At 64.8% G+C, this 21,774-nt stretch carries 21 protein-coding genes; 17 read left to right on the top strand and 4 right to left on the bottom strand.

Features of this window, described 5'->3' with window-relative positions; translation table 11 throughout:
• Window positions 1-10: 10 nt before the first annotated feature.
• From PZ895_RS18685 to PZ895_RS18670, 4 genes are read left to right on the top strand one after another with little or no spacing between them, the layout of a single operon-like run.
• Entirely contained in the window at window positions 11-253 is a 243-nt protein-coding gene (locus tag PZ895_RS18685) for an acetyl-CoA carboxylase (RefSeq protein ID WP_275840491.1), read from the top strand.
• A gap of 5 nt (window positions 254-258) precedes the next feature.
• The gene (locus PZ895_RS18680; RefSeq protein WP_275840490.1) at window positions 259-1,647 is read left to right on the top strand and encodes an acetyl-CoA carboxylase biotin carboxylase subunit; all 1,389 of its coding nucleotides are present in this window, start codon (window positions 259-261) and stop codon (window positions 1,645-1,647) included.
• Entirely contained in the window at window positions 1,644-2,519 is an 876-nt protein-coding gene (locus tag PZ895_RS18675; RefSeq protein ID WP_275840489.1) for an allophanate hydrolase subunit 1, read from the top strand. The genes PZ895_RS18680 and PZ895_RS18675 overlap by 4 nt, the downstream gene beginning before the upstream one ends.
• Entirely contained in the window at window positions 2,509-3,480 is a 972-nt protein-coding gene (locus PZ895_RS18670; protein WP_275840488.1) for a biotin-dependent carboxyltransferase family protein, read from the top strand. The genes PZ895_RS18675 and PZ895_RS18670 overlap by 11 nt, the downstream gene beginning before the upstream one ends.
• Here PZ895_RS18670 and PZ895_RS18665 read toward each other — a convergent pair.
• Window positions 3,477-4,475 carry a GntR family transcriptional regulator gene (locus PZ895_RS18665; RefSeq protein WP_275840487.1) on the bottom strand — a complete coding sequence of 333 codons (999 nt, stop codon included), beginning with the start codon at window positions 4,473-4,475 and terminating at the stop codon, window positions 3,477-3,479. The two genes, PZ895_RS18670 and PZ895_RS18665, sit on opposite strands and share 4 nt — an antisense overlap.
• 335 nt (window positions 4,476-4,810) lie before the next feature.
• Between PZ895_RS18665 and PZ895_RS18660 the strand changes: the two genes are divergently transcribed.
• The 12 genes from PZ895_RS18660 (at window position 4,811) to PZ895_RS18605 (ending at window position 15,668) form a co-directional block, all read left to right on the top strand.
• Window positions 4,811-5,884: an ABC transporter ATP-binding protein gene (locus PZ895_RS18660; protein ID WP_275840486.1), complete on the top strand. Its 1,074-nt coding sequence runs from the start codon at window positions 4,811-4,813 to the stop codon at window positions 5,882-5,884.
• Window positions 5,884-6,813 (top strand): ABC transporter permease, encoded by a 930-nt coding sequence (locus tag PZ895_RS18655; protein WP_275840485.1) that lies wholly within the window; start codon window positions 5,884-5,886, stop codon window positions 6,811-6,813. The genes PZ895_RS18660 and PZ895_RS18655 overlap by 1 nt, the downstream gene beginning before the upstream one ends.
• 4 nt (window positions 6,814-6,817) lie before the next feature.
• Window positions 6,818-7,663, top strand: a complete 846-nt coding sequence (locus tag PZ895_RS18650) for an ABC transporter permease (RefSeq protein ID WP_275840484.1) — start codon at window positions 6,818-6,820, stop codon at window positions 7,661-7,663.
• Window positions 7,660-8,397 carry an SDR family oxidoreductase gene (locus PZ895_RS18645; protein ID WP_275840483.1) on the top strand — a complete coding sequence of 246 codons (738 nt, stop codon included), beginning with the start codon at window positions 7,660-7,662 and terminating at the stop codon, window positions 8,395-8,397. The genes PZ895_RS18650 and PZ895_RS18645 overlap by 4 nt, the downstream gene beginning before the upstream one ends.
• Window positions 8,398-8,413: 16 nt before the next feature.
• Window positions 8,414-9,184, top strand: coding sequence for an SDR family NAD(P)-dependent oxidoreductase (locus PZ895_RS18640; protein WP_275840482.1), 771 nt, complete (start codon window positions 8,414-8,416; stop codon window positions 9,182-9,184).
• 33 nt (window positions 9,185-9,217) lie between these two features.
• Window positions 9,218-10,444, top strand: a complete 1,227-nt coding sequence (locus PZ895_RS18635) for an extracellular solute-binding protein (RefSeq protein ID WP_275840481.1) — start codon at window positions 9,218-9,220, stop codon at window positions 10,442-10,444.
• A 74-nt stretch (window positions 10,445-10,518) separates the two neighbouring features.
• Window positions 10,519-11,610 carry an ABC transporter ATP-binding protein gene (locus PZ895_RS18630; protein ID WP_275840480.1) on the top strand — a complete coding sequence of 364 codons (1,092 nt, stop codon included), beginning with the start codon at window positions 10,519-10,521 and terminating at the stop codon, window positions 11,608-11,610.
• A 36-nt stretch (window positions 11,611-11,646) separates the two neighbouring features.
• The gene (locus tag PZ895_RS18625; RefSeq protein ID WP_275840479.1) at window positions 11,647-12,528 is read left to right on the top strand and encodes a polysaccharide deacetylase; all 882 of its coding nucleotides are present in this window, start codon (window positions 11,647-11,649) and stop codon (window positions 12,526-12,528) included.
• 22 nt (window positions 12,529-12,550) lie between these two features.
• On the top strand, window positions 12,551-12,877 hold the full coding sequence (locus tag PZ895_RS18620; RefSeq protein ID WP_275840478.1) for a hypothetical protein: 327 nt from the start codon (window positions 12,551-12,553) through the stop codon (window positions 12,875-12,877).
• On the top strand, window positions 12,874-13,944 hold the full coding sequence (locus PZ895_RS18615) for a GTP-binding protein (protein ID WP_275840477.1): 1,071 nt from the start codon (window positions 12,874-12,876) through the stop codon (window positions 13,942-13,944). Before PZ895_RS18620 ends, PZ895_RS18615 begins: the two co-directional genes overlap by 4 nt.
• Before the next feature lie 8 nt (window positions 13,945-13,952).
• Window positions 13,953-15,200 carry an extracellular solute-binding protein gene (locus PZ895_RS18610; protein ID WP_275840476.1) on the top strand — a complete coding sequence of 416 codons (1,248 nt, stop codon included), beginning with the start codon at window positions 13,953-13,955 and terminating at the stop codon, window positions 15,198-15,200.
• A gap of 21 nt (window positions 15,201-15,221) precedes the next feature.
• The gene (locus tag PZ895_RS18605; protein WP_275840475.1) at window positions 15,222-15,668 is read left to right on the top strand and encodes a GNAT family N-acetyltransferase; all 447 of its coding nucleotides are present in this window, start codon (window positions 15,222-15,224) and stop codon (window positions 15,666-15,668) included.
• Here the strand turns inward: PZ895_RS18605 and PZ895_RS18600 are convergent, their stop codons facing one another.
• Both PZ895_RS18600 and PZ895_RS18595 read right to left on the bottom strand, forming a co-directional pair.
• On the bottom strand, window positions 15,669-17,744 hold the full coding sequence (locus PZ895_RS18600; protein ID WP_275840474.1) for a hydantoinase/oxoprolinase family protein: 2,076 nt from the start codon (window positions 17,742-17,744) through the stop codon (window positions 15,669-15,671).
• Between the two features lie 16 nt (window positions 17,745-17,760).
• On the bottom strand, window positions 17,761-19,521 hold the full coding sequence (locus tag PZ895_RS18595) for a hydantoinase B/oxoprolinase family protein (protein WP_275840473.1): 1,761 nt from the start codon (window positions 19,519-19,521) through the stop codon (window positions 17,761-17,763).
• Window positions 19,522-19,710: 189 nt separating this feature from the next.
• Between PZ895_RS18595 and PZ895_RS18590 the strand changes: the two genes are divergently transcribed.
• Window positions 19,711-20,661 (top strand): helix-turn-helix domain-containing protein, encoded by a 951-nt coding sequence (locus PZ895_RS18590; protein ID WP_275840472.1) that lies wholly within the window; start codon window positions 19,711-19,713, stop codon window positions 20,659-20,661.
• A 3-nt stretch (window positions 20,662-20,664) separates the two neighbouring features.
• Here PZ895_RS18590 and PZ895_RS18585 read toward each other — a convergent pair whose 3' ends face one another.
• Window positions 20,665-21,750, bottom strand: coding sequence for a ribonucleotide-diphosphate reductase subunit beta (locus PZ895_RS18585; protein WP_275840471.1), 1,086 nt, complete (start codon window positions 21,748-21,750; stop codon window positions 20,665-20,667).
• Window positions 21,751-21,774 lie beyond the last annotated feature (24 nt).

Below are 21,774 nucleotides of genomic sequence, written 5' to 3'. Positions count from 1 at the left end.
AGGACATTTCATGAGCAAGCTGGAGATCAAGGCGCCGATGCCTGGCACGTTCTACCGGAAGCCGTCGCCCGACAGCGCGCCCTTCAAGGCGGATGGCGAGGATGTCGCCGCCGGCGACGTCGTCGGGCTGATCGAGGTGATGAAGAGCTTCCACGAAGTGAAGGCCGAGGCCGCCGGCACGTCGATCCGCTTCCTGCTCGAGGATTCCGATGCGATCATGGCCGGGCAGACCATCGCCGAGATCGACGGCTGACCGGCATGGCGATCCGCTCCCTCCTGATTGCCAATCGCGGCGAGATCGCCGTTCGCATCGTGCGCGCCGCGCAGTCGCTCGGCATCCGCGCGGTGCAGGCGCACAGTGCGGCGGATGCGGACTCGCTCGCCGTGCGGATGGCCGACGACAGCGTGCTGATCGGCCCGCCACCGGCGGCGAAATCCTATCTCAACATCGAGGCGATCATCGCGGCGGCGAAGGAAAAGGGCGTCGACGCCATCCATCCGGGCTACGGTTTCCTCGCCGAGAACGCCGATTTCGCGCAGGCCGTGGTCGATGCCGGCATGATCTTCGTCGGCCCCGATGCCGCGGCAATCCGCCTCCTCGGCGACAAGGTCGCCGCGCGCAAGGTGGCGAAGGAAGCGGGCGTGCCGACCGTGCCGGGCAGCGACGGCCGCATCGCGGACATGGAGGAGGCGCGGGTGCTGGTCGAGGGGATCGGCTTTCCGGTCATGATCAAGGCCGCGGCCGGCGGCGGCGGGCGCGGCATCCGCATCGTCGACAGCTTCGCCGAGTTCGAAAAGCAGTTCCCGCAGGCTGCCTCCGAAGCCTCCGCCGCCTTCGGCGATGGCGGGCTCTATATCGAGAAGGTCATCACCAGGGCGCGCCACATCGAGGTGCAGATTTTGGGCGACGGCGAGGACGTCATCCATTGCTTCGAGCGCGAATGCTCGCTCCAGCGCCGCCGCCAGAAGGTCTGGGAAGAAGCACCCGCCTTCGGCCTGTCGCCCGACATCCGCGAGAAACTGACGGCCAGCGCCGTCGCGCTTGGAAAACAGGTCGGCTACAAGGGCGCGGGCACCGTCGAGTATCTCTACGATGGCGACACGCACGACTTCTATTTCATCGAGGTCAACACCCGCATCCAGGTCGAGCATCCCGTCACCGAGATGATCACCGACATCGATCTCGTCGCCGAGATGATCCAGATTGCCGGCGGCGCTCCGCTCTCGATCCGGCAGCAGGACGTCGCGATCGACGGCCATGCCATCGAATGCCGGATCAATGCGGAAGATCCGGCGGCGAACTTCATGCCCAATCCGGGCGCGGTCGACCGGCTTTCCGTGCCTGAAGGCGAGGGCATCCGGTTCGATACGATGCTCTATGAGGGATACGCCGTCCCACCCTTCTACGATTCCCTGCTCGGCAAGATGATCGTCCACGCGCCCGACCGTGCGTCGGCCATCGCGCGGATGGGCGAGGCGCTCTCGAAGCTCGAGATCGGCGGCATCAGGACGACCGTGCCGCTCCACGCCGCGCTTGCGCAAAACGCCGACGTGCGCGCCGGCCGGTTCGACACCAAATGGCTGGAGCCCTGGCTCGCCGGCAATCCCTTGCGACCCGAAACGACCAAAACGGAGCACGCCCAATGAAGACACGCTACACATTCGGCGGCGACGAGCATCTGTTCGTCGAGGTCGACGAGGAGATGTCCCTCGACGCCTTCTTCAAAAGCCTGTCGATGACGCGCATCATCGCCGAGCGCAAGATCGCCGGCGTCACCGAAATCTGCCCGGCCAATGCGTCCTTCCAGGTCAAGTTCGATCCCGACATCGTCTCGCCCAAGGCGCTGCTCGACGAGGTCAGGTCGATCGAGAGCCTTGCCGAGCATTCCGATCCGGTGATCGAGACGCGCATCATCGAGATCCCCGTCTTCTACCAGGACCCGTGGACGCACGAGACGCTGATGCGCTTTCGCGAGCGCCATCAGGACCCGAAGTCGAGCGACCTCGAATATGCCGCGCGCATCAACGGCTATGACAGCGTCGAGGCCTTCATCGGCGCGCATTCGGGCTCGCCCTGGTTCGTGTCGATGGTCGGCTTCGTCGCCGGCCTGCCCTTCATGTTCCAGATGGTCGAGCGCGAGCGGCAGATTCAGGTGCCGAAATATCTGCGTCCGCGCACCGACACGCCCAAGCTCACCGTCGGCTATGGCGGCTGCTTTTCCTGCATCTATTCGGTGCGCGGCGCCGGCGGCTACCAGATGTTCGGCATCACGCCGATGCCGATTTTCGATCCGGACCAGAAGACGAGCTACCTCTCCGACTTCATGGTCTTCTTCCGGCCGGGCGACATCGTGAAGTTCAGACCGATCGACCGCACCGAATACGACCGCACGGTCGAGGACGTGGCCCACAACAAGTTCCGGCCGAAGATCAGGGACGTCAGTTTCGACCTGCGCGCCTTCAACGCCGACATTCGCGGCTACAACGCCAAGCTGGAGGGCATGATCAATGGCGGTTAAGGTCATCAATCCGGGCCTCCTGACCAGCGTTCAGGACCTTGGCCGACCGGGCTATTTCCACCTCGGCATTCCCACGTCGGGGGCGATGGATACCTATGCGATGCGCGCGGCGAACCTTCTCGTCGGCAACGAGGAAGGCGCAGCCGGGCTTGAGGCGGTCTTCGTCGGGCCGAAGCTCGAATTCACGCAGGACAGCGTCGTCGCGGTCACCGGGGCGGAAATGCCGGTGCGCGTCGACGGGCAGGAGCATCCGGGCTGGAGCGCCATTGCGGTCAAGGCCGGGCAGACGCTCTCCTTCGACTATCTCAAATCCGGCGCGCGCATCTATATCGCGATTGCCGGCGGCATCGACGTCCCTGTCGCGCTCGGCAGCCGCTCGACCTATCCGATCGGCGCGCTCGGCGGCTTCAAGGGCAGGGCGATCGCGGCCGGCGACGAACTGCCGGTCGGCAAGGCCAGCAGGGCTGTGAACGGCGCAAGCGTGCCGGAAAATCTTCGCCGCAAATCTCCGATGCCGGTCGAACTGCGCATCGTGCCCGGCCTCTACGACCACCGCGTCACGAAAGGTTCGCTCGACCGCTTCTTCGACGAAGAGTGGAAGGTCGCGCCGGAGGCCGACCGCATGGGTTACCGCTTCAAGGGCGGCACGCCACTCGAATTCGTCGAGCGCGAGCAGCCCTTCGGCGCCGGCTCCGACCCGTCCAACATCGTCGACAGTTGCTATCCCTACGGGTCCGTGCAGGTTCCGGGAGGCACCGAGCCGATCATCCTTCACCGCGACGCCGTGTCGGGCGGCGGCTATTTCATGATCGGAACGGTCATCTCGGCCGACATGGATCTGATCGGCCAGTTGCAGCCCAACACGCCGTCACGCTTCCGACGGGTGACGATGGACGAGGCGATGCAGGCCCGCCACGAGGAGGCCGCGAGGCTGGAGAAGTTGCGCGCGCATCTCGGCTAGATCGGGATCAGATAGGGCGCGATATGGCCGGGCTGCGGCAGCACGGCGACGAGCTTGAGTTGCGCGATCGTGCGGTCGCGCGACTTCGACAGATGGCTTTCGAGCATTTCGGCCGCCGAGGCGGTCGAGCCGACGATGATGAGTTCGCCGATCATGCGGATTTCGCGGATCGCAAGCGCATCGCCGAAAAGGCCGAGACCGAAAAGCGCGTTTTGCGAGGCTTGCAGCGTCTTCATGTTGGCCGAGATGAGTTGGCGCAGATCCTCGTTGGGAGTGGACAGGATGGCCAGATCGACGAATTCATTGACGAGGCTGAACCAGGTGTCGGGCTGCACCAGCCGGCCCTTTGCTTCCGCTTCCGCCATCGACCGGCAGATGCGTTCCAGCGCGATCCTGTCGATGAAGGGCGCCGCCGAACGCAGCGCCGCCACTTCGAGAATGATGCGCAGTTCGAACTTGTTCTTGATCGATTGCGCGGTCAGCGGCGCCACGAGCCAGCGCGAGGTCGAGCTCTTGGTGACGAGGCCGCGCTCCTGCAATCGCCCGAGCACGTCGCGGATGACCGTGCGGCTGACGTCGAAATGGGCTGCCAGATCGCTTTCCACGATGCGGAACTGGCCGAAGACGAGGCAGGCAGACACGTCCGCCTCGACCTGGTCGTGAATCCGCCTCCAGTTCGGCCGGTTGAGGGTTTCGTCATGCGCCTCGTCGACGACAAGATGGATGGATTTGAGATCGTTGCGGATCGGGGCAGTGTCGTCGTCGGGCGGGCCGACGACATAGCCGCGTCCGTCGAACCGGCGGATCGCGCCTTCCTCCTCGAGCAGGCCGAGCGCGCGTTTGACCGAGCTGCGCGAGATCTTCAGCAGCTCGGCGAGCGGGCCTTCGAGCAGCACCTGGCCACGGTCGAGCCGCCCGGAAGCGATGTTCACCCGGATGGTGTCGGCCGCCGTCAGGAATAGCGGCGCGCGGACTGGCGCTTTGGTGGGAATCATTTCGCTCCGGCTCATTTCGATACGCCTCGCTTTTGGAGACAGTTGCGGCCTGGTTCAATCGGGAAATTGGCAAATGTAATATTATAACGTATACAAAGATCATTTTATAGGCGACCGTCGCCCGTGACGCCTAACCAGTGAGCAGGCTGCATTCTGCCGATGCAGCCTGAAATGAAATCGCTTGCATATCCGAGAAAACATGACCTCTCGGATATTTGACCAAGGTGGTTTCCAGGCACCAAAAAAACCCACGTTTGGTACTTGCGAGGGTTAATGTAGATGTGTTTGTATACATAATCAATTTAGAAAGCGTGGGAACGCTCGGGAGTTGGCCGATGCTGGCACTGAATTCGGTATCGCGGCGATATGGCGAGACGGTCGCGCTCGACCGGCTGAACGTCGCCGTGCCGGCCGACAGCTACGTCTCCGTCCTCGGCGCGAGCGGCAGCGGCAAGACCACGCTCCTGCGCATCATCGCCGGCTTCGAGGAGCCGGATGCCGGCACTGTCACGCTCGATGACAAGCGCCTCGACGGCGTGCCGCCGCATCGCCGCGACATCGGCTTCGTCTTCCAGAACTTCGCGCTCTTCCCGCATTTGAGCGTCGGCGACAACATCGCCTACGGCCTGCGCTACCGGGAGGCCGCGCCCGTCACCGACGCCGCCGAGGTCGCGCACCGGGTCAACGACATCATCCGTCTCGTCGGTCTCGAGGGGCTTGCCTCCCGCAAGGTCTCCGCCATTTCCGGCGGCCAGCGCCAGCGCGTGGCGCTGGCCCGCACGCTCGTCACCGAGCCCCGCATCGTCCTTCTCGACGAACCGCTCGGCGCGCTCGACGCCAATCTGCGCGAGCGCATGTGCGACGAACTGCGCCACATCCGCCAGCGCCTGAAGGTGACGTTCCTGCATGTCACCGGCAGCGAGACGGAGGCGCTTTTGATGGGCGACATCGTCGCCGTCCTGTCGCGCGGCACGATCGCCCAGTTCGCCCCGGCCGCGACGCTCTTTTCCGAGCCGCGCAGTGCCGATGTCGCGCGCCATCTCAACGCCTACAACATCCTCTCCGGCAAGATGGAGGGTGGCCGGTTCCGCTCTCCCATCGCCGCCTTTCCGCTGCCCGCGCCCTCTTCGGCGCGCGACGGCACACCGGTCGAGGTCGCGCTGCGCTTCGACCGCATCAGCGTGCGCCCCGCCAATTCGGCCGGGAACGCCGCGCTTCGCGCGCGGTTCATCACCAGCGAGTTCACCGGGTCGAGCGTCCTGTCCTTCTTCCGCACGGAAGACGGCCAACTCATGCAGGTCGTCTCTCATCTGTCCGGGCCGGTGCCCGAAACCTATGCCGCGGACGAGGTCTACAGCCTCGTCTTCGATCCGGCCGAGATCGTTCCGTTCTTCGAAAGGGCCGCCTGATGGAAATCGCCGACAACAGGCGCGCCGCGTCCGGCCTTGCCCGGAGCCAGGGCAGTTCCTCGCCTGCTGAAAAACGCGAGCGCGAGGAGCGCCGCCGCGCGCTCTTCCTCGTCACGCCGGGCATCGCTTGGATGACGCTGTTCATGGTGCTGCCGCTCCTGATGGTCGTCTATGTCTCGTTCTGGACGCAGACCACCTTCACCGTCGAGCCGACGCTCACCATCGAAAGCTGGCAGCGATTCCTGTCGAGCTCCACCTATATTTCCGCCACCTGGACCACGGTGCGCATCTGGGCGATCGTGCTCGTCTCGACGCTGCTGATCGGCTATCCCGTCGCGCTCTTCATCGGCCTTTTCGTGCGCAACCAGACGTTGCAGACGGCGCTCCTCGTCATCTGCGTCATCCCGTTCTGGACCTCGTTCCTGATCCGCGTCATCGCCTGGCGGCCGATGCTGGGCACCGAGGGCGCGATCAACATGATCCTGATCAATCTCGGCATCATCGACACGCCGCTGACGACGCTGCTCTTTTCCGAATTCGCCGTGCTCGTCGGCATGACGCAGATCTACTGCGTCTTCATGGTCGGGCCGATCACCTTCATGCTGTCGCGCATCGATCCGTCCATCATCGAGGCGGCGCGCGACCTCGGCGCCGGCTTCTGGCGCATCTTCTTCAAGATCATCCTGCCACTGTCGCTTCCAGGCGTCGTCGTCGGCGCGATCTTCGTCTCGGTCATGGTGCTGGGCGAGTTCGCCACCGCCGCCTCGCTGTCGGGCCGCAAGGTCAATCTTCTCGGCAACATCATCGTCAGTCAGGTCGGTTCGCTCAAATGGGCCTTCGCCTCGGTCGCCGGCGTCATCCTGACCATCATCATCGCCATCGTCATCACGGTGATGCTGCGCGTGGTCAATCTCAGGAAGGAGATGTAGGCCGATGGAATCGCGCGTCCTCAAGCCCGTCCTCGCCGTCTATTGCGCTGCCTTCATCCTGTTCCTCTACGGCCCGATGATCGTGCTCGCGATCCTGTCCTTCCAGGGGGCCGGCGGCGGGCCGCAGTTCCCGATCATCGAATGGTCGACCTACTGGTATCAGCATCTTCTCGGCCTGACGCCGCCCGGCCGCATCACGCAGCTCCCCATCGGCGACAGCCTCCTGCGCTCGCTCACGCTCGCCTTCATGACGACGGTGGTCTCGACGGTGCTGGGGGTCATGACCGCGCAGGGCTTCCGCACCCGTTTCAAGGGCTCGGGCGTCGTCTTCTACCTCGTCATTCTCGGCATGATCGTGCCGGGCGTGCTCGTCGGCCTCGGCATGGCGCTGTTCTCCAACATGGCCGGCGTGGCGCGCGCCTGGTGGGGTACGGCCTTCGTCCTCCATGTCGTCTACACCTTCCCCTTCGCCTTTCTGATCATGCTGGCGATCTTCAACCGCTTCGACCGCAGCGTCGAGGAAGCCTCGCTCTCGCTCGGCGTCTCGCCGGCGCAGACCTTCCGGCGCGTGACCTTCCCGATGATCTTTCCCGGCGTCCTGTCCGCCATGCTGTTCTCGTTCACGCTCTCCTATGACGAGTTCTCGCGCACGCTCTTCACCTCGGGCCGCGACCTGACGCTGCCGCTGACGATCTACGGCACGTTCTCGGTCGAGATCTATCCGAACATCTTCGCCTTCGGCGTCCTGACCACGCTGTTCTCCTTCACGCTGCTGGCCATCTACGCGCTCCTGATGCTGCGCGCCGTGCGCAAGGGCCAGGCCTTCAAGGGCCAGGAGGCCGAGGCATGAGCGCGAAGACCGCACTCGTCAGCGGCGCCGGATCGGGCATCGGCGCGGGAATCGCAACGCGGCTCGCCGCCGAGGGCTATCGGGTCGCCGTCAACGACCTGAAGCCCGAGGCTTGCGCGCGAACCGTCGATGCGATCGCGAAGGCCGGGGGCACGGCCGAAGCATTTCCCGCCGACATCTCCGATCCGGCCGCCGTGACGAGGCTCGTCGCCGACGTCGCGGGCAAGCTCGGCCCCGTCGCGCTTCTCGTCAACAATGCCGGCCATGGCCACCAGGCCGCGTTCCTGGACATCTCACTCGCCGAGTTCGAGCGCATGTTCGCCGTCCATGTGCGCGGCACGTTCCTGATGTGCCAGGCGGTGCTGCCGTCGATGCTCGCGGCCGGCGAGGGCGTCATCGTCAATGTCGCCTCCCAGCTTGGCCAGGTCGGCGGCGTCGAACTCGTCCACTATGCCGGCGCCAAGGGCGCGATCATCGCAATGACCAAGTCGCTCGCCCGCGAGGTCGCGAAGAAGGGCGTGCGCGTCAACGCGATCGCGCCCGGTCCCATCAACACGCCGCTGGTCGAGGCGCTGTCGGCCAACTGGAAAAAGGCCAAGGCCGCCGAACTCCCGCTCGGCCGGTTCGGCGAGACTCATGAGGTGGCCGGAGCCGTCGCCTTCCTCGCCTCGCCCGATGGGGCGCTCTTCGTCGGCCAGACGCTCGGGCCGAATTCCGGCGACGTGATGCTTTGACAGGAAAGATAGCCCGATGAACAAAGCCGCCACTCCACGCACCATCCTCGTCACCGGAGGCGGCATCGGCATCGGCCGCGCCGCCGCGCTCGCCTTCGCGCGCTCGGGCGATCATGTCGTGGTGACGGATGTGCTCGAAAAGGAAGGCCAGGCGGTGGCCGACGAGATCAAGGCGTCCGGCGGCTCGGCCGAGTTCGCCCGGCTCGATGTGCGCTCGACCGACGAAGCCGACGCGCTCGTCGCCCGCATCGATGCCGAGCGCGGCGGGCTCGACGTCATCGTCGCCAATGCCGGCATCGCGCACCGCGTGCCGCTCGCCGAGCTTTCCGACGCGAAGTGGGACGAAACCTTCGACATCGACCTCAAGGGCATGATCCGCGTCATCCGGCCGGCGCTGCCGTCGATGCGGGCCAAAAAGGCCGGTGCGATCGTCTGCCTGTCCTCGATCATGGGCGTCGCCTATGGCTGGGACGAGCACGTTCACTACTCCGCTGCCAAGGCCGGCGTCGTCGGGCTGGTGCGCGGCCTCGCCGTCGAGCTTGCGGGGGAGGGCATCCGCGTCAACGGCGTTGCGCCCGGCTATATCCGCACCGCGCAGCTTCTGTCGGAAAAGCACTCGCTTGGGTCGGAGGGCGCCGAAAAGGCCGCCGCCTTCATCCCGATGGGCCGGCTCGGCGAGCCGGACGACATCGCCGACGTCATCCATTTCCTCGCTTCCTCCGCGGCACGCTACCTGACAGGTCAGGTGATCGCGGTTGATGGAGGCCTCCTGGTGGGGCGCTACTGAAAAATGGGCAATCAGAACAAAGGGAACAGTCAGATGAGAAAGCATCCAATGTTGAACAGACGCACGATGCTCAAGGGGGGCGCGGGAGCCATGGCGCTCGCGATGGGCGGGTTCGCCCCGTTCGCCCGCCAGAAGGCTTATGCGCAGTCGCTCGCCGACCAGCAGCTTCGCACCATCGGCCTTTCGGTCACCGTGCAGGACCGCATCCTCGATTCCTTCAAGCAGGAAAGCGGCATCGGCTCGGCGACAGGCACCGCCTCGACCTTCCCCGACGCGCAGACGCGCATCCTGTCGGGCGCGGGCGACTATGATTGCTGGGAAGTGATCGCCGAACGCCTGCCCGCCGTCATCGCCACCAACAATGTCGAGCCGATCCCGGTCTCCGAAATCCCCAACTGGAACTCGATCCGCGACACCTTCACCACCGAGAACGACAAGTGGGAGCGCAAGGCGCAGATCGTCGGCCAGATCTGGGCCGACGAAGGCCAGACCGAACTCTACATGGTCCCCGCCGTCTATAATTTCGATTCGATCGGCTACAATCCCGAAGTCGTCAGCGAGGAGGAAGCCAATAGCTGGACCGCGCTTTTCGATGAGAAGTGGAAGGGCAGGTCCGGCCTCAACGTCGATCCGCTGATCGCCTTCGGCCAGGCCATCATCGCGCTCAACACGCTCGGCGAACTGGAATCGCAGAATCCCGGCAACCCGACCGTCGCGGAAATCGACGAGGCGACGGCCTTCCTCATATCCAAGAAGAGGGATGGCCAGTTCCGCGCGCTCTGGGGCGATTTTGGCGAACTCGTCAATCTGATGGCATCCGGCGAGATGGTGGTCTCCGACGCCTGGCAGCCGGCCGTCATGGCGGTGAAGGCGCAGGGACGCCCGGCGAAATACGCCACCCCCAAGGAAGGCACGCGCGGCTGGACCATCGGCCCCTCGCTGATCGCCGGCTCGCCCAATCGCGAGGCCGTCATCGCCTATGCCAATTACTGGCTCTCCGGCCCGCCCGCCATCGCCGTCACGGAACAGGGCTACTACTCGCCCTCGACCAACATCAAAAACGCGATGGACCCGGACAAATACGCCTTCTGGTATGAGGGCCAGCCCTGGGTCGGCGAATCCGAACGCGGCATCAATGAGGGTGACCTGCGCGACGGCGGCTCGCTCGAGGAGCGTTCGGCCAACGTCGCCTACTGGCACCAGTGGCCGGACGAATACGACTATCTGATCCAGCGCTGGGACGAATTCCTCAACGCCTGACCCAAGCTTTCCCGTGCGCCGGGCCGCCCGGCGCGCGGGGCATTTGTCATTCAATGTCGCATCGGAAATTCGGCATGTACGATCTCGAACTCATTGGCGTCGGCAAGACCTATTCGGACGGCACGGTCGCAGTCTCCGATTTCGATCTGCACGTCGCAAAGGGCGAATTTGTCGCCTTTCTGGGACCGTCCGGCTGCGGCAAGTCGACGACGCTGCGCATGATCGCAGGCTTCGAGAACATCACGAACGGCGACATCCTGATCAAGGGCAAGAACGTCTCGTCGATCCCGCCGGAACGACGCCCGACCTCGATGATCTTCCAGAACTACGCGCTCTTCCCGCACATGACCGTGCGCCAGAACATCGGCTTCGGCCTTGACGTGAAGGCGCTGTCGGCGGCGGAGAAGACCGCAAAGGTCGACCGCATCATGGACATGTTCGGCCTGACGCAATTCGCAGACCGCAAGGCGGACAAGCTTTCCGGCGGCCAGCGCCAGCGCATCGCGCTCGCCCGCGGTCTCGTCGTCGAGCCCGACATTCTCCTTCTGGACGAACCGCTCGGCGCGCTCGACGCCAATCTGCGCCGCGTCATCCAGAACGAACTGAAGCTCCTGCAAAAGGAACTCGGCATCACCTTCGTCTTCGTTACCCACGCCCAGTCGGAAGCGCTTGGCCTGTCCGACCGCATCGTGGTGATGAACCGTGGCCGTGTCGAGCAGATCGGCACGCCGCACGACGTCTACGCCAATCCGAAGACCGAATTCGTCGCACGCTTCATCGGCTCCAATGCGATCATCGAAGGCAGCAATCTGGCCATTGAGGACGGCATGGGCGCGGTCGACACCGCGTTCGGCAGGATGCGCGGACGCCCCGCCGAAACCGTCCGGGCGGGCGCGGGCGTACTGGTTGCCATTCCCGCCGAGGCGATGCGGATTTCAAGGCGCGGCGCTGCTGATGCGCGTCCGGCCGAAAACCGTCTCAACGGCACGATCGCGATGCGCCATGCGGTCGGCAGCGTCCAGCATTTCCAGATCGATCTCGACGGGCGCCAGCGCGTCGACGTCGAGACCGGCACCGACAATCACGACCTGATGCAACTCGCCGTCGGCGATGCCGTCACGGTCGACTGCCCGTCCGAAAACGTCACCCTGGTCGCCAGGGGATGAACGCGAGAAGCTCAATCAATCCAAGGGAGATCGGCAATGGCTAAGGAAATTCTGGTCGGCTTCGGCATCGACGTCGATGCCGTGGCGGGGTGGCTCGGCTCTTATGGCGGCGAGGACTCACCCGACGACATCTCGCGCGGCATGTTTGCCGGCGAGGTCGGGTCGCCCCGTCTTTTGAAGATGTTCGAGCGCTGGGGCATCAAGACGACTTGGTTCATCCCGGGCCATTCGGCCGAGACCTTCTGGGACGAGATGAAGGCGGTCGCCGATGCCGGCCACGAGATCGGCATCCACGGCTACAGCCATGAAAATCCGATCGCGATGACGCCCGAGCAGGAGGAGCAGGTTCTCGACAAGTGCATCGAGCTGATCACAAAGCTTTCCGGCCAGCGGCCGACCGGCTATGTCGCGCCGTGGTGGGAATTCTCCAACGTCACCAACGAACTGCTTCTGAAGAAGGGCATCAAGTACGACCACTCGCTGATGCACAACGACTTCACGCCCTATTATGTGCGCGTCGGCGACAAATGGACCAAGATCGACTATTCGGCCAGGCCGTCCGACTGGATGAAGCCGCTGACGCGCGGCGAGGAAACCGACCTGATCGAGATCCCCGCCAACTGGTATCTCGACGACCTTCCGCCGATGATGTTCATCAAGAAGGCGCCCAACAGCCACGGCTTCGTCAACCCGCGCCATATCGAGGAGATGTGGCGCGATCAGTTCGACTGGGTCTATCGCGAGATGGACTACGCCGTCTTCCCGATCACCATCCACCCGGACGTGTCGGGTCGCCCGCAGGTGCTTTTGATGCTCGAGCGGCTTTATGAATACATCAAGGGCCACGACGGCGTGCGCTTCGTGACCATGAACGAGATGGCCGACGATTTCGCCAGGCGCCATCCGCGCAAGAAATAGGCGCGAAAAGGAGAATCCGGTCATGTGTTCGCTGTGCGGCATATTGGGGTGCGACGATCACTGGACGAGCGCCATCGCCCGTCCGGGCGTCTACACGCGCAACATCGACCGGCTCTCGCGCCGTCGCGAGGCGGCGGACCGGATGAAATTCGCCAATGCCGTCCTGTCGCCGCGCCGCATCAGCGTCTCCGAGTGGCAGGGCACGTCATATGTTCTGTCGAGCCCGACCGGTCGCACGCAGATCTTCGACAGCCTCGCCCATCTGTGGCCTGAAGCCGAAGCGATGGCCGGCCGCGAATTCGACCCGCTTGATCCCATCTATCTGGAGCAGTTGAAGGCGCTGTCATGAGCGAGCAGCCCATTGGTGCCACGCCGATCAACCTCCTCACCGGCTTTCTCGGTTCGGGCAAGACGACGCTCTTGCAGCGGCTCCTGACCGACCCGGCCATGGCCAGCGCCGCCGTCCTCATCAACGAGTTCGGCGAAGTCGGGCTCGACCATCACCTTCTCGACCGGATCGACGACAATGTCGTCCTGATGAAGTCCGGCTGTATCTGCTGCACCGTGCGCGGCGAGATCGCGGACGCGCTGCTCGGCCTTCATTCGCAGCGCGCGCGGGGCGACATCCCCTGGTTCGACCGCGTCGTCATCGAGACGACGGGCCTCGCCGATCCGGTCCCCGCGCTTTCGACCATCCAGTCGCACCCCGTCCTGCGCAGCCATTTTTCCATCGCCAATGTCGTGACCACGGTGGACGCCGTAAATGGCGCGAAGCAACTTTCCGACCGTCTCGAAGCCATCCGCCAGGTCGGCGCGGCCGATGTCGTCGTCATCACCAAGACCGACCTCGCCGACGAGACCCGCACCTCCGACCTTCGCGCCGCGCTCACGCGCCTCAATCCGACGGCGCGTCAGGTCGTCGCCGCAGACGCGGCCTCAATGGATTTCATCGCGTCGAGCGCCGCGCTCCGCACCGAAGGTTGGGACGCGGCCGCGCGCCACGCCGCACACGACCACGATCATCACCACCGCCACCATCACGCCGACGACGCGGCCGATGCGAAAATCCGCTCCTTCGCCATCACCGTCGACGGCCCGGTCGACTGGACCGCGTTCGGCGTCTGGCTAACCATGCTCCTGAACCGGCATGGCGATCGCATCTTCCGCGTCAAGGGCATCCTCAACGTCGCCGGCGAAGACCGTCCGGTCGCCATTCACGGCGTCCAGCGCCTCGTTCATGCGCCGGTTCACATGAGCGGCTGGCCCGATGCGGATCGTCTCTCGCGCATCGTCTTCATCGTCGACGATCTCGACCCGGCACGGATCGAAGCCTCGTTCCATGTGTTCAACAGGCTGTCGGAAAAAGTGCTGTCGCATCGCGCAAGCGGTTGCCTCGAAAGCGCAGCCCCGCGATAGGAGACCGGATGACCCTTGAGGACAATGAAGCCATCGCGGCGCCCGCCGTTCACATACCCCGGCCGCAGACCCTGCGCGTGCTGTGCACCGAAATCACGCCGTTCCGCCAGTTGCAGGCCCGCGCCCAGCGCGATCTCGGCTTCGAGCTCGCCTTCGAGCAGCATGATTTCGTCACCGCGCAACGCCTCGCCGCGACCGAGCCCGACCGCTACGACATCTACGACCAGTGCTTCCACAATCTCGATATCGTCTGGCACTGGCGCGCCATCAAGCCGATCGAGATCGAGCGCATCGAATTGTGGCCTCGCGTCAACGACCTGACCAAGAAGGGCTGCATTAACGCCGCCGCGCCGCTCGGCTTCGGCGATGCGCCGGTCACGCGGCTCTACGTGCAGCAGGACAACACGCTGTCCTCCGTGCCGACGCCCTATCTGTCCATGCTGCCGACGGTCCACAATTTCGATTCCTTCGGCATCAACGAGACGGCGACCGGCATCGACACCGACCGCGACGTCCATTCCTGGGCCGAACTCCTGAACCCGCGCTGGCGCGGCCACGTCTCCATCGTCGACGAGCCGGCGATCGGCATATTCGACCTCGCGCTCGCCTTCCGTGCCGCGCGCAAGATGGCGTTCAAGCAGCTCGGCAACATGACGGTCGACGAGATCGACCAGTTGCTCGATTTCGCGCTTGCCTTGAAACGCAAGGGCCATTTCCACACCTTCTGGCGCACCGCGCCCGAGGCCACCGCCTTGATGGAAAGCGGCGACGTGTGGGCCGGCTCGATGTGGAGCCCGAGCGCGGTGGCGCTGAAGAGCCGGCATTTGCGCATCCGCCAGGCCGTTCCCGTCGAGGGCTATCGCGCCTGGCATGGCGGGCTCTGCCTCGCGCGGCATCTGACCGGTCACCGCCTCGATCAGGCTTACGCCTATCTCAACTGGTCGCTGTCCGGCTGGCCGGGCGCCGTCGTCGCGCGACAGGGCTACTACATGTCGGTCACCGAACCCGTCCGCGACCACCTCGAGCCCGAAGAGTGGGACTACTGGTACGAGGGCAAGTCCGCGCGCCGCGTCCTCAACGACCCCGAGGGCAAGCCCGCGATCCAACTCGGCGCGGTCCGCTCCGGCGGATCCTACTGGAGCCGCGCCTCGCATATCGCGCTGTGGAACACGACCATGGACGAGCACAACTACCTCGTGCGACGCTGGGCCGAACTCGTGCGCGACCCGGCCGGCGGCCTGAAGCGCGCCTCCTGATTCTTCAAGAAGGATTTCGCCTTGGCAGTCACCATCATCCGGCCCGCACCGAAGCACCGCGCCGAGTGGGACCGGCTCTATGCCGCCTACGCCCGTTTTTACAAGGTCGAGCAGACGGGCGAGATGCGGGACCGGGTCTGGGGCTGGCTCCAGTCGCCCGACGAGGAGGAGCAGGGCTTCCTCGCCGCCGACGACACAGGCCGCATCGTCGGCCTCGCCCATTTCCGCCAGTTCACCCGCCCGCTCTCGGCCACACGCGGCGGCTTCCTCGACGATCTCTTCGTCGATCCGGACGTCCGCGGCTCGGGCGCCGCCCAGGCACTGATCGCCGCCATTTCCGACGAAGGCCGCAGCCGCGGCTGGACCGTCATCCGCTGGATCACCAAGGACGACAACTACCGCGCCCGCGCCGCCTATGACCGGCTGGCCAAGCGGACCGAGTGGCTGACCTACGACATCGCGCTTTAGTCAACCCCGCGTCACCACATACGACTCGCTCTCGTGCAGTTCCGCCCGCCAGCCCGGCTCGATGACGATGGTCGTCGTCGTCTCCTCGATGATCGCCGGCCCCGTCACCACGTCGCCCGCGCCAAGCCTTGCCCCGTCATGCACGGGCACGCGCCGTCGTTTCCCGTCGGCCGAGAAGATCGCCTGGCGCGTTCCCTTCAGTGACGTATCGACATTACCGCCCTTCGCCAGCGCCTTGTCGCCGGGCTTGGCGACCAGTCCGTAGAGCGTGCTCTCGATGTTGACGATCTCGACCGTGTTGTTCGGCTCGGCATAGGTATAAAGCTGCTCGTGCCGACGGTGGAACGCGTCCTTCAGCCGTTCGACCGTTTCCGCGCCGATCTCGAAATTGTCGACCTCCACCGTGCATTCATGCACCTGCCCGACATAGCGCATGTCGAGGCTGCGCTTGATGCGGATCTGGTCGTCGCCGAAGCCGTCGGCCTTCAGATGCGCCTGTCCTTCCGCTTCCAGATCGCGGAACAGCGTGTTGACACGGCGATAGGCGTCCTCATTGTCGAGGCGCACGGGGCAAGTTGCCATATAGTTGTATTTCACGTCCGAAATGATCTGGCCGAAGGCGCAGAGGCCCGAGGCCAGCTTCGGCACGATGATCCGCGTGATGCCCATCTCGCGCGCTAGCGCCGTGATGTGCGCGCCCGTCGCGCCGCCGGCGCAGACCAGCACGAAATCGCGCGGGTCGTAGCCGCGCTCGATCGAGACGCGCCTGATGCCGTTGACCATGTTGGCGTTGACGATGGTAAACATGCCGTAGGCGGCCTTTTCCAGCGAAATGCCCAGCGGCTCGGCGACCTTGGTGCGGATCGCCGTTTCGGCCTTTTCCGGGTCGAGCGGCAGGCGGCCGCCGACGAGGCCGTCGGGGTTCAGATAGCCGAGCACCAGGTTGACGTCGGTCGTCGTCGGCTCCGTGCCGCCCTGGCCGTAGCAGGCGGGGCCGGGGTCGGAGCCGGCGCTTTGCGGGCCGACCTGCAACAGCCCCATCTCGTCGATCCAGCCGATCGAGCCGCCGCCCGCGCCCAGCGTCTCGACCTGGATCATCGGCACGCCGATCCGGTAGCGCAGGAAGTCGATGTTCTTGTTGAGGTTGGTCACGCCTTCATGCGTCAGCGTGATGTCGAACGACGTGCCGCCCATGTCGATGGTGATGACGTTGGTCTCGTCGAACGGCGCGGAGACGTGGAGGCCGGCGAGCGGGGCCGAGGCCGGGCCGGAGTTGATCGCGTAGACCGAGCGGTCCGTCATCGCCTCGCCGATGGCGAGGCCCCCGTTCGACTGGAAATAGCGCACCGGGTGCTTCGCTCCCAGCGAGCGGAAATAGGCGTCCACCGCACCGACATACTTCTTCAGCGTCGGGGCCAGATAGGCGTTGGTCACCGCCGTCGAGGTCCGCGTATATTCGCGCACCTGCGGATAGAGCGTCGAGCCGAGCGTCAAAATGGCGTCCGGCATCATCTCGCGCACGATCTCGCCCGCCCGCCGCTCATGCTCGGGATGGAGAACCGACCAGACGAACGAGATCGCGACCGATTCGACACCCTCCTTGAGGAAGTGTTCGCAGGCCGCGCGCACGTCGTCCTCGGTCAGCGGCGTTCGCACCTCACCGTTCGACAATACCCGCTCGCGCACACCCTTTCGCAAATTGCGCGGCACCAGCATCACGGCCGGCGGATAGTCGGCGTCGTAGCGATAGCCGTCCTCCTTGTGGCCGTTGCGGATTTCGATGGAATCCTCGTGGCCCGCCGTGCAGATCAGCCCCGTGCGCGCACCCTTGTGCTGGATCAGCGCATTGAGGCCGACCGTCGTGCCGTTGATGCACAAATCGCAATTGGGGATGATCTCGTCCAGTGGGACGTCCAGGTCCTCGGCGATCAGCGACAGGCCGTTCCTGATGGCGATGGTCGGATCGGCCGGCGTCGAGAGCGCCTTGTAGAGCCGGTTGCCGCCGGCCTGCTCGGCCAGGACGAAATCGGTGAAGGTGCCGCCGGCATCGATGCCGAGACGATATTTGCTGCGCATGATCTTTTCTCCCACTTCAGGCGGCGCGCAATTTGCGGGTGGCGTCGAGGTCGACCTTCAGCGTTTCCGCATCCGCGATGACGACGCCGTAATCCTCACGCGCGCCCTTTATCGACACGAGGCCGAGCTTCACGTCCTGCACCACCTTGTCGACTGGCCGTTTCTTCGGGTCGCCATAGCCGCCGCCGCCGGGGTTCATGTTGGTCACCGTCTCGCCGGGCTTGATGACGCCGATCGTGTTGTTGCGGATCGTCTCGGTGTTTCCGTCGCGCTTCAGTTCCAGCCGGCCGACCTTGGTGTCGATCATGGTCGATGTCGCGCCCGCCGCGCCGAGCGCGGGAATGCGCCGGCCTTCGCCGAACATGATGAAGGTCATGTCGCCGTCCAGCGGCTCCACCTCCCAGGCCGTGCCCGAGCCGCCGCGATGCAGCCCCGCGCCGCCCGAATCCGTCATCAGCGAATATTTGTGGATGATGATCGGGTAGGAATGCTCCAGAAGCTCGATGTCGCCCGAGGTCAGCGCGCCGAAGCAGCATTCGGGCCCGCAGGCGTGCCAGCCGTCCTGCTGCGGCGTCGCGCCCGCGCCGGAAATGATGGTGGCGAGCACCATCGTCACATATTCTTCGTCGTGGCGCTTGTCCCAGCCGGCGATGTTGAGCCCGTTGGCGTGACCCCAGGACGCAGCGACCTTGGAGGGCATCGCCTTTTCGAAGGCGAGGCGCACCGCGTCCGTCAACGTCTCCATCGGTGTCGTCGTGCAGTTCATGTGCGGCGCCGGTTCCCTGGCGTTGCACAGTGTCCCCTTGGGTCCCATGTCGACCGACACGCAGCGATAGAGCCCTTCATTGTAGGGCGGGGGAAGCTGCGCGAACATCATCAGGCCGAGATAGACGCCCGAATAGGAATTGCCCTCGTAGGAATTGATGAAATAGGGCACCTGCGGCGGGCTGGAGATCGCGATCCGGCAATCGTCGCCCTCGATCGTCACGGTGGCCTTGATGTCGAAATCGCCGAAGCCGTGGCCCGCATCCTCCAGCACCGCGACGCCCTCATAGGTGCCGTCCGGCACTTCGGCGATCAGGCTGCGCATCTGGCGCTCGGCCATGTTCAGGAGTTCGCCGATGCAGGCGTCCACCTCTTCCTTTGCATATTTGTCGAGCATCCGGATCAGCGCCCGCTCGCCGACCTGGCAGGCACCGATCAGCGCGTTGAAGTCGCCCTCTTGGTCGCGTCTTGCGCGCATGTTGGTCAGGATCATGTTGAGCACATCCCTGCGCGGCTTGCCCCGGTCCCAGATCTTGACCGGCGGAATCCGCAGGCACTCGGCGTAGATTTCCTTGGCGTCGGGGTTGTAGCCGGCCGGCACCGGCCCGCCGATATCGGTCAGATGGCCCTTGCAGACCGTCCAGTAGACCAGTTCGCCATGGTAGAAGACGGGCTTGTAAATGCACACGTCGATGGCGTGGCTGCCGCCATAGGCCGGGTCGTTGTGAAGGATCAGGTCGCCCTCGTTGATGTCGCCCTCGAAATAGCCTGCGACCACCTTCATCGCCGGGATCAGCGAACCGAGATGGATCGGGATGTCCTGGCCTTGCAGGATCATTTCCGGCTCGGCGTTGAAGAGCGCGGTCGAATAGTCGTGCGCCAGGTTGAAGACGCTTGAGCGCGCGGTCTTTTCCAGCGACAGCGTCATTTCGCGTTGCGTCGTTTCGAGAATTCCCCGCACCACCGACAGGGTGATCGGGTCGACGGTGCGCGTCGCTTCTGTCCGGTCCATTGGTCCTCGCTTTCCGGCCCGGTCATGCGCCGCGCCGATGTTCCCTCGTTTTCGGAAAGCCTATGCCTGCCTGAGCGCCGCCGTCTTTGACGCGGAGTGCGCGATTTCTTGACCGTCAGCGCAACCCGGCGCGTGAGCGTTTGTCAGGCGGCGCGGCCTGCCATAAGGTCAGGTCGGGAGAGAACGCAGATGGACGTCATCACGACACGCGGGGTCGATCCCGCCAGCCGCAGCGCCCACTGGCATCAGGCGATCGCCAATGCCTATTTCCCGCTCGACCTGAAATTCCGCGATCCCGAGCGGTTCACCGGCCATCTGGCGAAATGGACGCTGGGCGGCGTGTCGCTGTCGCGCCTGCGCTCAGAGGCGCTCGCCTATCACCGGCTTCCGCGCCATCTGCGCGGCGAAAGCGACGAACAGCTCCTGATCACCATCCCCGTCCGCGCGCCGGTTCATTTTTCGCAAGCCGGGCGCGACGTCACCTGCGCGCCGGGCGGCTACATCATCGAATGCGGCCACGAGCCATACGAGTTCAGCTATGGCGAGCGCTCGGACCTCTGGGTGATGAAGGTCGACGCCGCCGCGCTGCGCGGCCGCATCCGCGCGCCCGAGCGCTTCTACGGGATGCAGTTCAACGGCTCGGAGGGCGTCTCCGGCCTCTTCGTTGCCATGCTGCACCAGATCCCGGCGCAGATCGGCTCGATGAGCGTGGAGGCGCGCGATGCGGTCGGCCAGCAGCTCGTCGACCTCCTCGCGCTGTCGATCCGCGCCGACGAGCGCACGCTGACCTCCGGCCAGTCGAGCGTGCGCGCCGCGCATCTGTCGCGCGTCGAAACCTTCGTGCGCGCCAATCTCCATCGCCGCGACCTCGATCCCGAGCTGATCGCGCGGCGCTGCGGCATTTCCGTGCGCTATCTCCACGAAATCTTCCGCGACACCAACCAGACGCTCGGCCAGTGGGTGCGCGACATGCGGCTCGAAGCGGTGCGCGAGGACCTTCAATCGGCCGGCCCGCACGCCTCGATCGGCGAAATCTGCTTTGCGCGCGGCTTCGGCGACCTCGCCCATTTCACCCGCCTGTTCAAGAGCCGGTTCGGCCTGGCGCCGGGCGAGTACCGCAAGAGCCTTCGCGCGGACTGACGCTCAGTCCCAGGCAAGCGCCCCGCCGCTCTGGTATTCGATGACGCGCGTCTCGAAGAAGTTCTTCTCCTTCTTCAGATCCATCGCTTCCGACATCCAGGGAAACGGATTTTCCGTTTCGGCGAAGACGGGCGCAAGCCCGAGCTGCGCGCAGCGCCGGTTGGTGATGAAGCGCATATATTGCTCGCACAGTGCCGCATTCAGCCCGAGAAACCCGCGCGGCATCGTATCGCGGCCATAGGCGGCCTCGAGTCCGGCCGCATCGGCAATCATGCCGCGGATTTCCTCCTGGAACGCCGCCGTCCACAGATGCGGGTTCTCGTGCCGGATCTGGTTTATGACGTCGATGCCGAAATTCAGGTGGATGCTCTCGTCGCGCAGGATGTACTGATACTGCTCGGCGATGCCGACCATCTTGTTGCGCCGCCCGAGCGACAGAATCTGCGCGAAGCCGGTATAGAACCACATGCCTTCGAAGATGACGTAGAACGCCACCAGGTCGCGCAGGAAATCCGTGTCCGTCTCCGGCGTGCCGGTCTTGAAGTCGGGATTGTCGAGATTCTGCGTATGCTTGAGCGCCCACGCCGCCTTGTCGGTGATCGACGGCACCTCGCGATACATGTTGAAGAGTTCGCCCTCGTCGAGCGACAGGCTCTCCACGATGTACTGGAACGTATGCGTGTGGATCGCCTCCTCGAAGGCCTGACGCAGGAGATATTGCCGGCATTCCGGGTTCGTCAGATGCCGGTAGATGGCGAGCACGATGTTGTTCGCGACAAGCGATTCCGAGGCGGCGAAGAAGCCGAGATTGCGCTTGATCATGCGCCGCTCGTCCTCGGTCAGACCGTCCTTCGATTTCCACAGCGCGATGTCGGCCTGCATCGACACCTCGGTCGGCATCCAGTGATTGTTGCAGCCGGCAAGATATTTCTCCCACGCCCAGCGATATTTGAGCGGCAGAAGCTGGTTCACGTCGGCGCGGGCGTTGATCATGCGCTTGTCGTCGATGGCGACCCGCGCGCCACCGCGCTCGATGGCGCCGAGGCCGGTCGCGTCGGAGGCGGGGAGGGGGGTGGATAGGTTGAGCATTGGGAAATCCTGAGATCTGTTTGC

It is taken from the genome of Mesorhizobium sp. YIM 152430, from assembly GCF_029210365.1.
Lineage (GTDB): Bacteria > Pseudomonadota > Alphaproteobacteria > Rhizobiales > Rhizobiaceae > Aliihoeflea.
The sequence above is the reverse complement of the archived record's forward strand: the minus strand, read 5'-3'. Positions and strand labels throughout refer to the sequence as shown.

Coding starts and splice junctions, on each gene's coding strand:
- PZ895_RS18685 (WP_275840491.1), top strand. CDS start 11: ATGAGCAAGCTGGAGATCAAGGCGCCGATGCCTGGCACGTTCTACCGG.
- PZ895_RS18680 (WP_275840490.1), top strand. CDS start 259: ATGGCGATCCGCTCCCTCCTGATTGCCAATCGCGGCGAGATCGCCGTT.
- PZ895_RS18675 (WP_275840489.1), top strand. CDS start 1,644: ATGAAGACACGCTACACATTCGGCGGCGACGAGCATCTGTTCGTCGAG.
- PZ895_RS18670 (WP_275840488.1), top strand. CDS start 2,509: ATGGCGGTTAAGGTCATCAATCCGGGCCTCCTGACCAGCGTTCAGGAC.
- PZ895_RS18665 (WP_275840487.1), bottom strand. CDS start 4,475: ATGATTCCCACCAAAGCGCCAGTCCGCGCGCCGCTATTCCTGACGGCG.
- PZ895_RS18660 (WP_275840486.1), top strand. CDS start 4,811: ATGCTGGCACTGAATTCGGTATCGCGGCGATATGGCGAGACGGTCGCG.
- PZ895_RS18655 (WP_275840485.1), top strand. CDS start 5,884: ATGGAAATCGCCGACAACAGGCGCGCCGCGTCCGGCCTTGCCCGGAGC.
- PZ895_RS18650 (WP_275840484.1), top strand. CDS start 6,818: ATGGAATCGCGCGTCCTCAAGCCCGTCCTCGCCGTCTATTGCGCTGCC.
- PZ895_RS18645 (WP_275840483.1), top strand. CDS start 7,660: ATGAGCGCGAAGACCGCACTCGTCAGCGGCGCCGGATCGGGCATCGGC.
- PZ895_RS18640 (WP_275840482.1), top strand. CDS start 8,414: ATGAACAAAGCCGCCACTCCACGCACCATCCTCGTCACCGGAGGCGGC.
- PZ895_RS18635 (WP_275840481.1), top strand. CDS start 9,218: ATGAGAAAGCATCCAATGTTGAACAGACGCACGATGCTCAAGGGGGGC.
- PZ895_RS18630 (WP_275840480.1), top strand. CDS start 10,519: ATGTACGATCTCGAACTCATTGGCGTCGGCAAGACCTATTCGGACGGC.
- PZ895_RS18625 (WP_275840479.1), top strand. CDS start 11,647: ATGGCTAAGGAAATTCTGGTCGGCTTCGGCATCGACGTCGATGCCGTG.
- PZ895_RS18620 (WP_275840478.1), top strand. CDS start 12,551: ATGTGTTCGCTGTGCGGCATATTGGGGTGCGACGATCACTGGACGAGC.
- PZ895_RS18615 (WP_275840477.1), top strand. CDS start 12,874: ATGAGCGAGCAGCCCATTGGTGCCACGCCGATCAACCTCCTCACCGGC.
- PZ895_RS18610 (WP_275840476.1), top strand. CDS start 13,953: ATGACCCTTGAGGACAATGAAGCCATCGCGGCGCCCGCCGTTCACATA.
- PZ895_RS18600 (WP_275840474.1), bottom strand. CDS start 17,744: ATGCGCAGCAAATATCGTCTCGGCATCGATGCCGGCGGCACCTTCACC.
- PZ895_RS18595 (WP_275840473.1), bottom strand. CDS start 19,521: ATGGACCGGACAGAAGCGACGCGCACCGTCGACCCGATCACCCTGTCG.
- PZ895_RS18590 (WP_275840472.1), top strand. CDS start 19,711: ATGGACGTCATCACGACACGCGGGGTCGATCCCGCCAGCCGCAGCGCC.
- PZ895_RS18585 (WP_275840471.1), bottom strand. CDS start 21,750: ATGCTCAACCTATCCACCCCCCTCCCCGCCTCCGACGCGACCGGCCTC.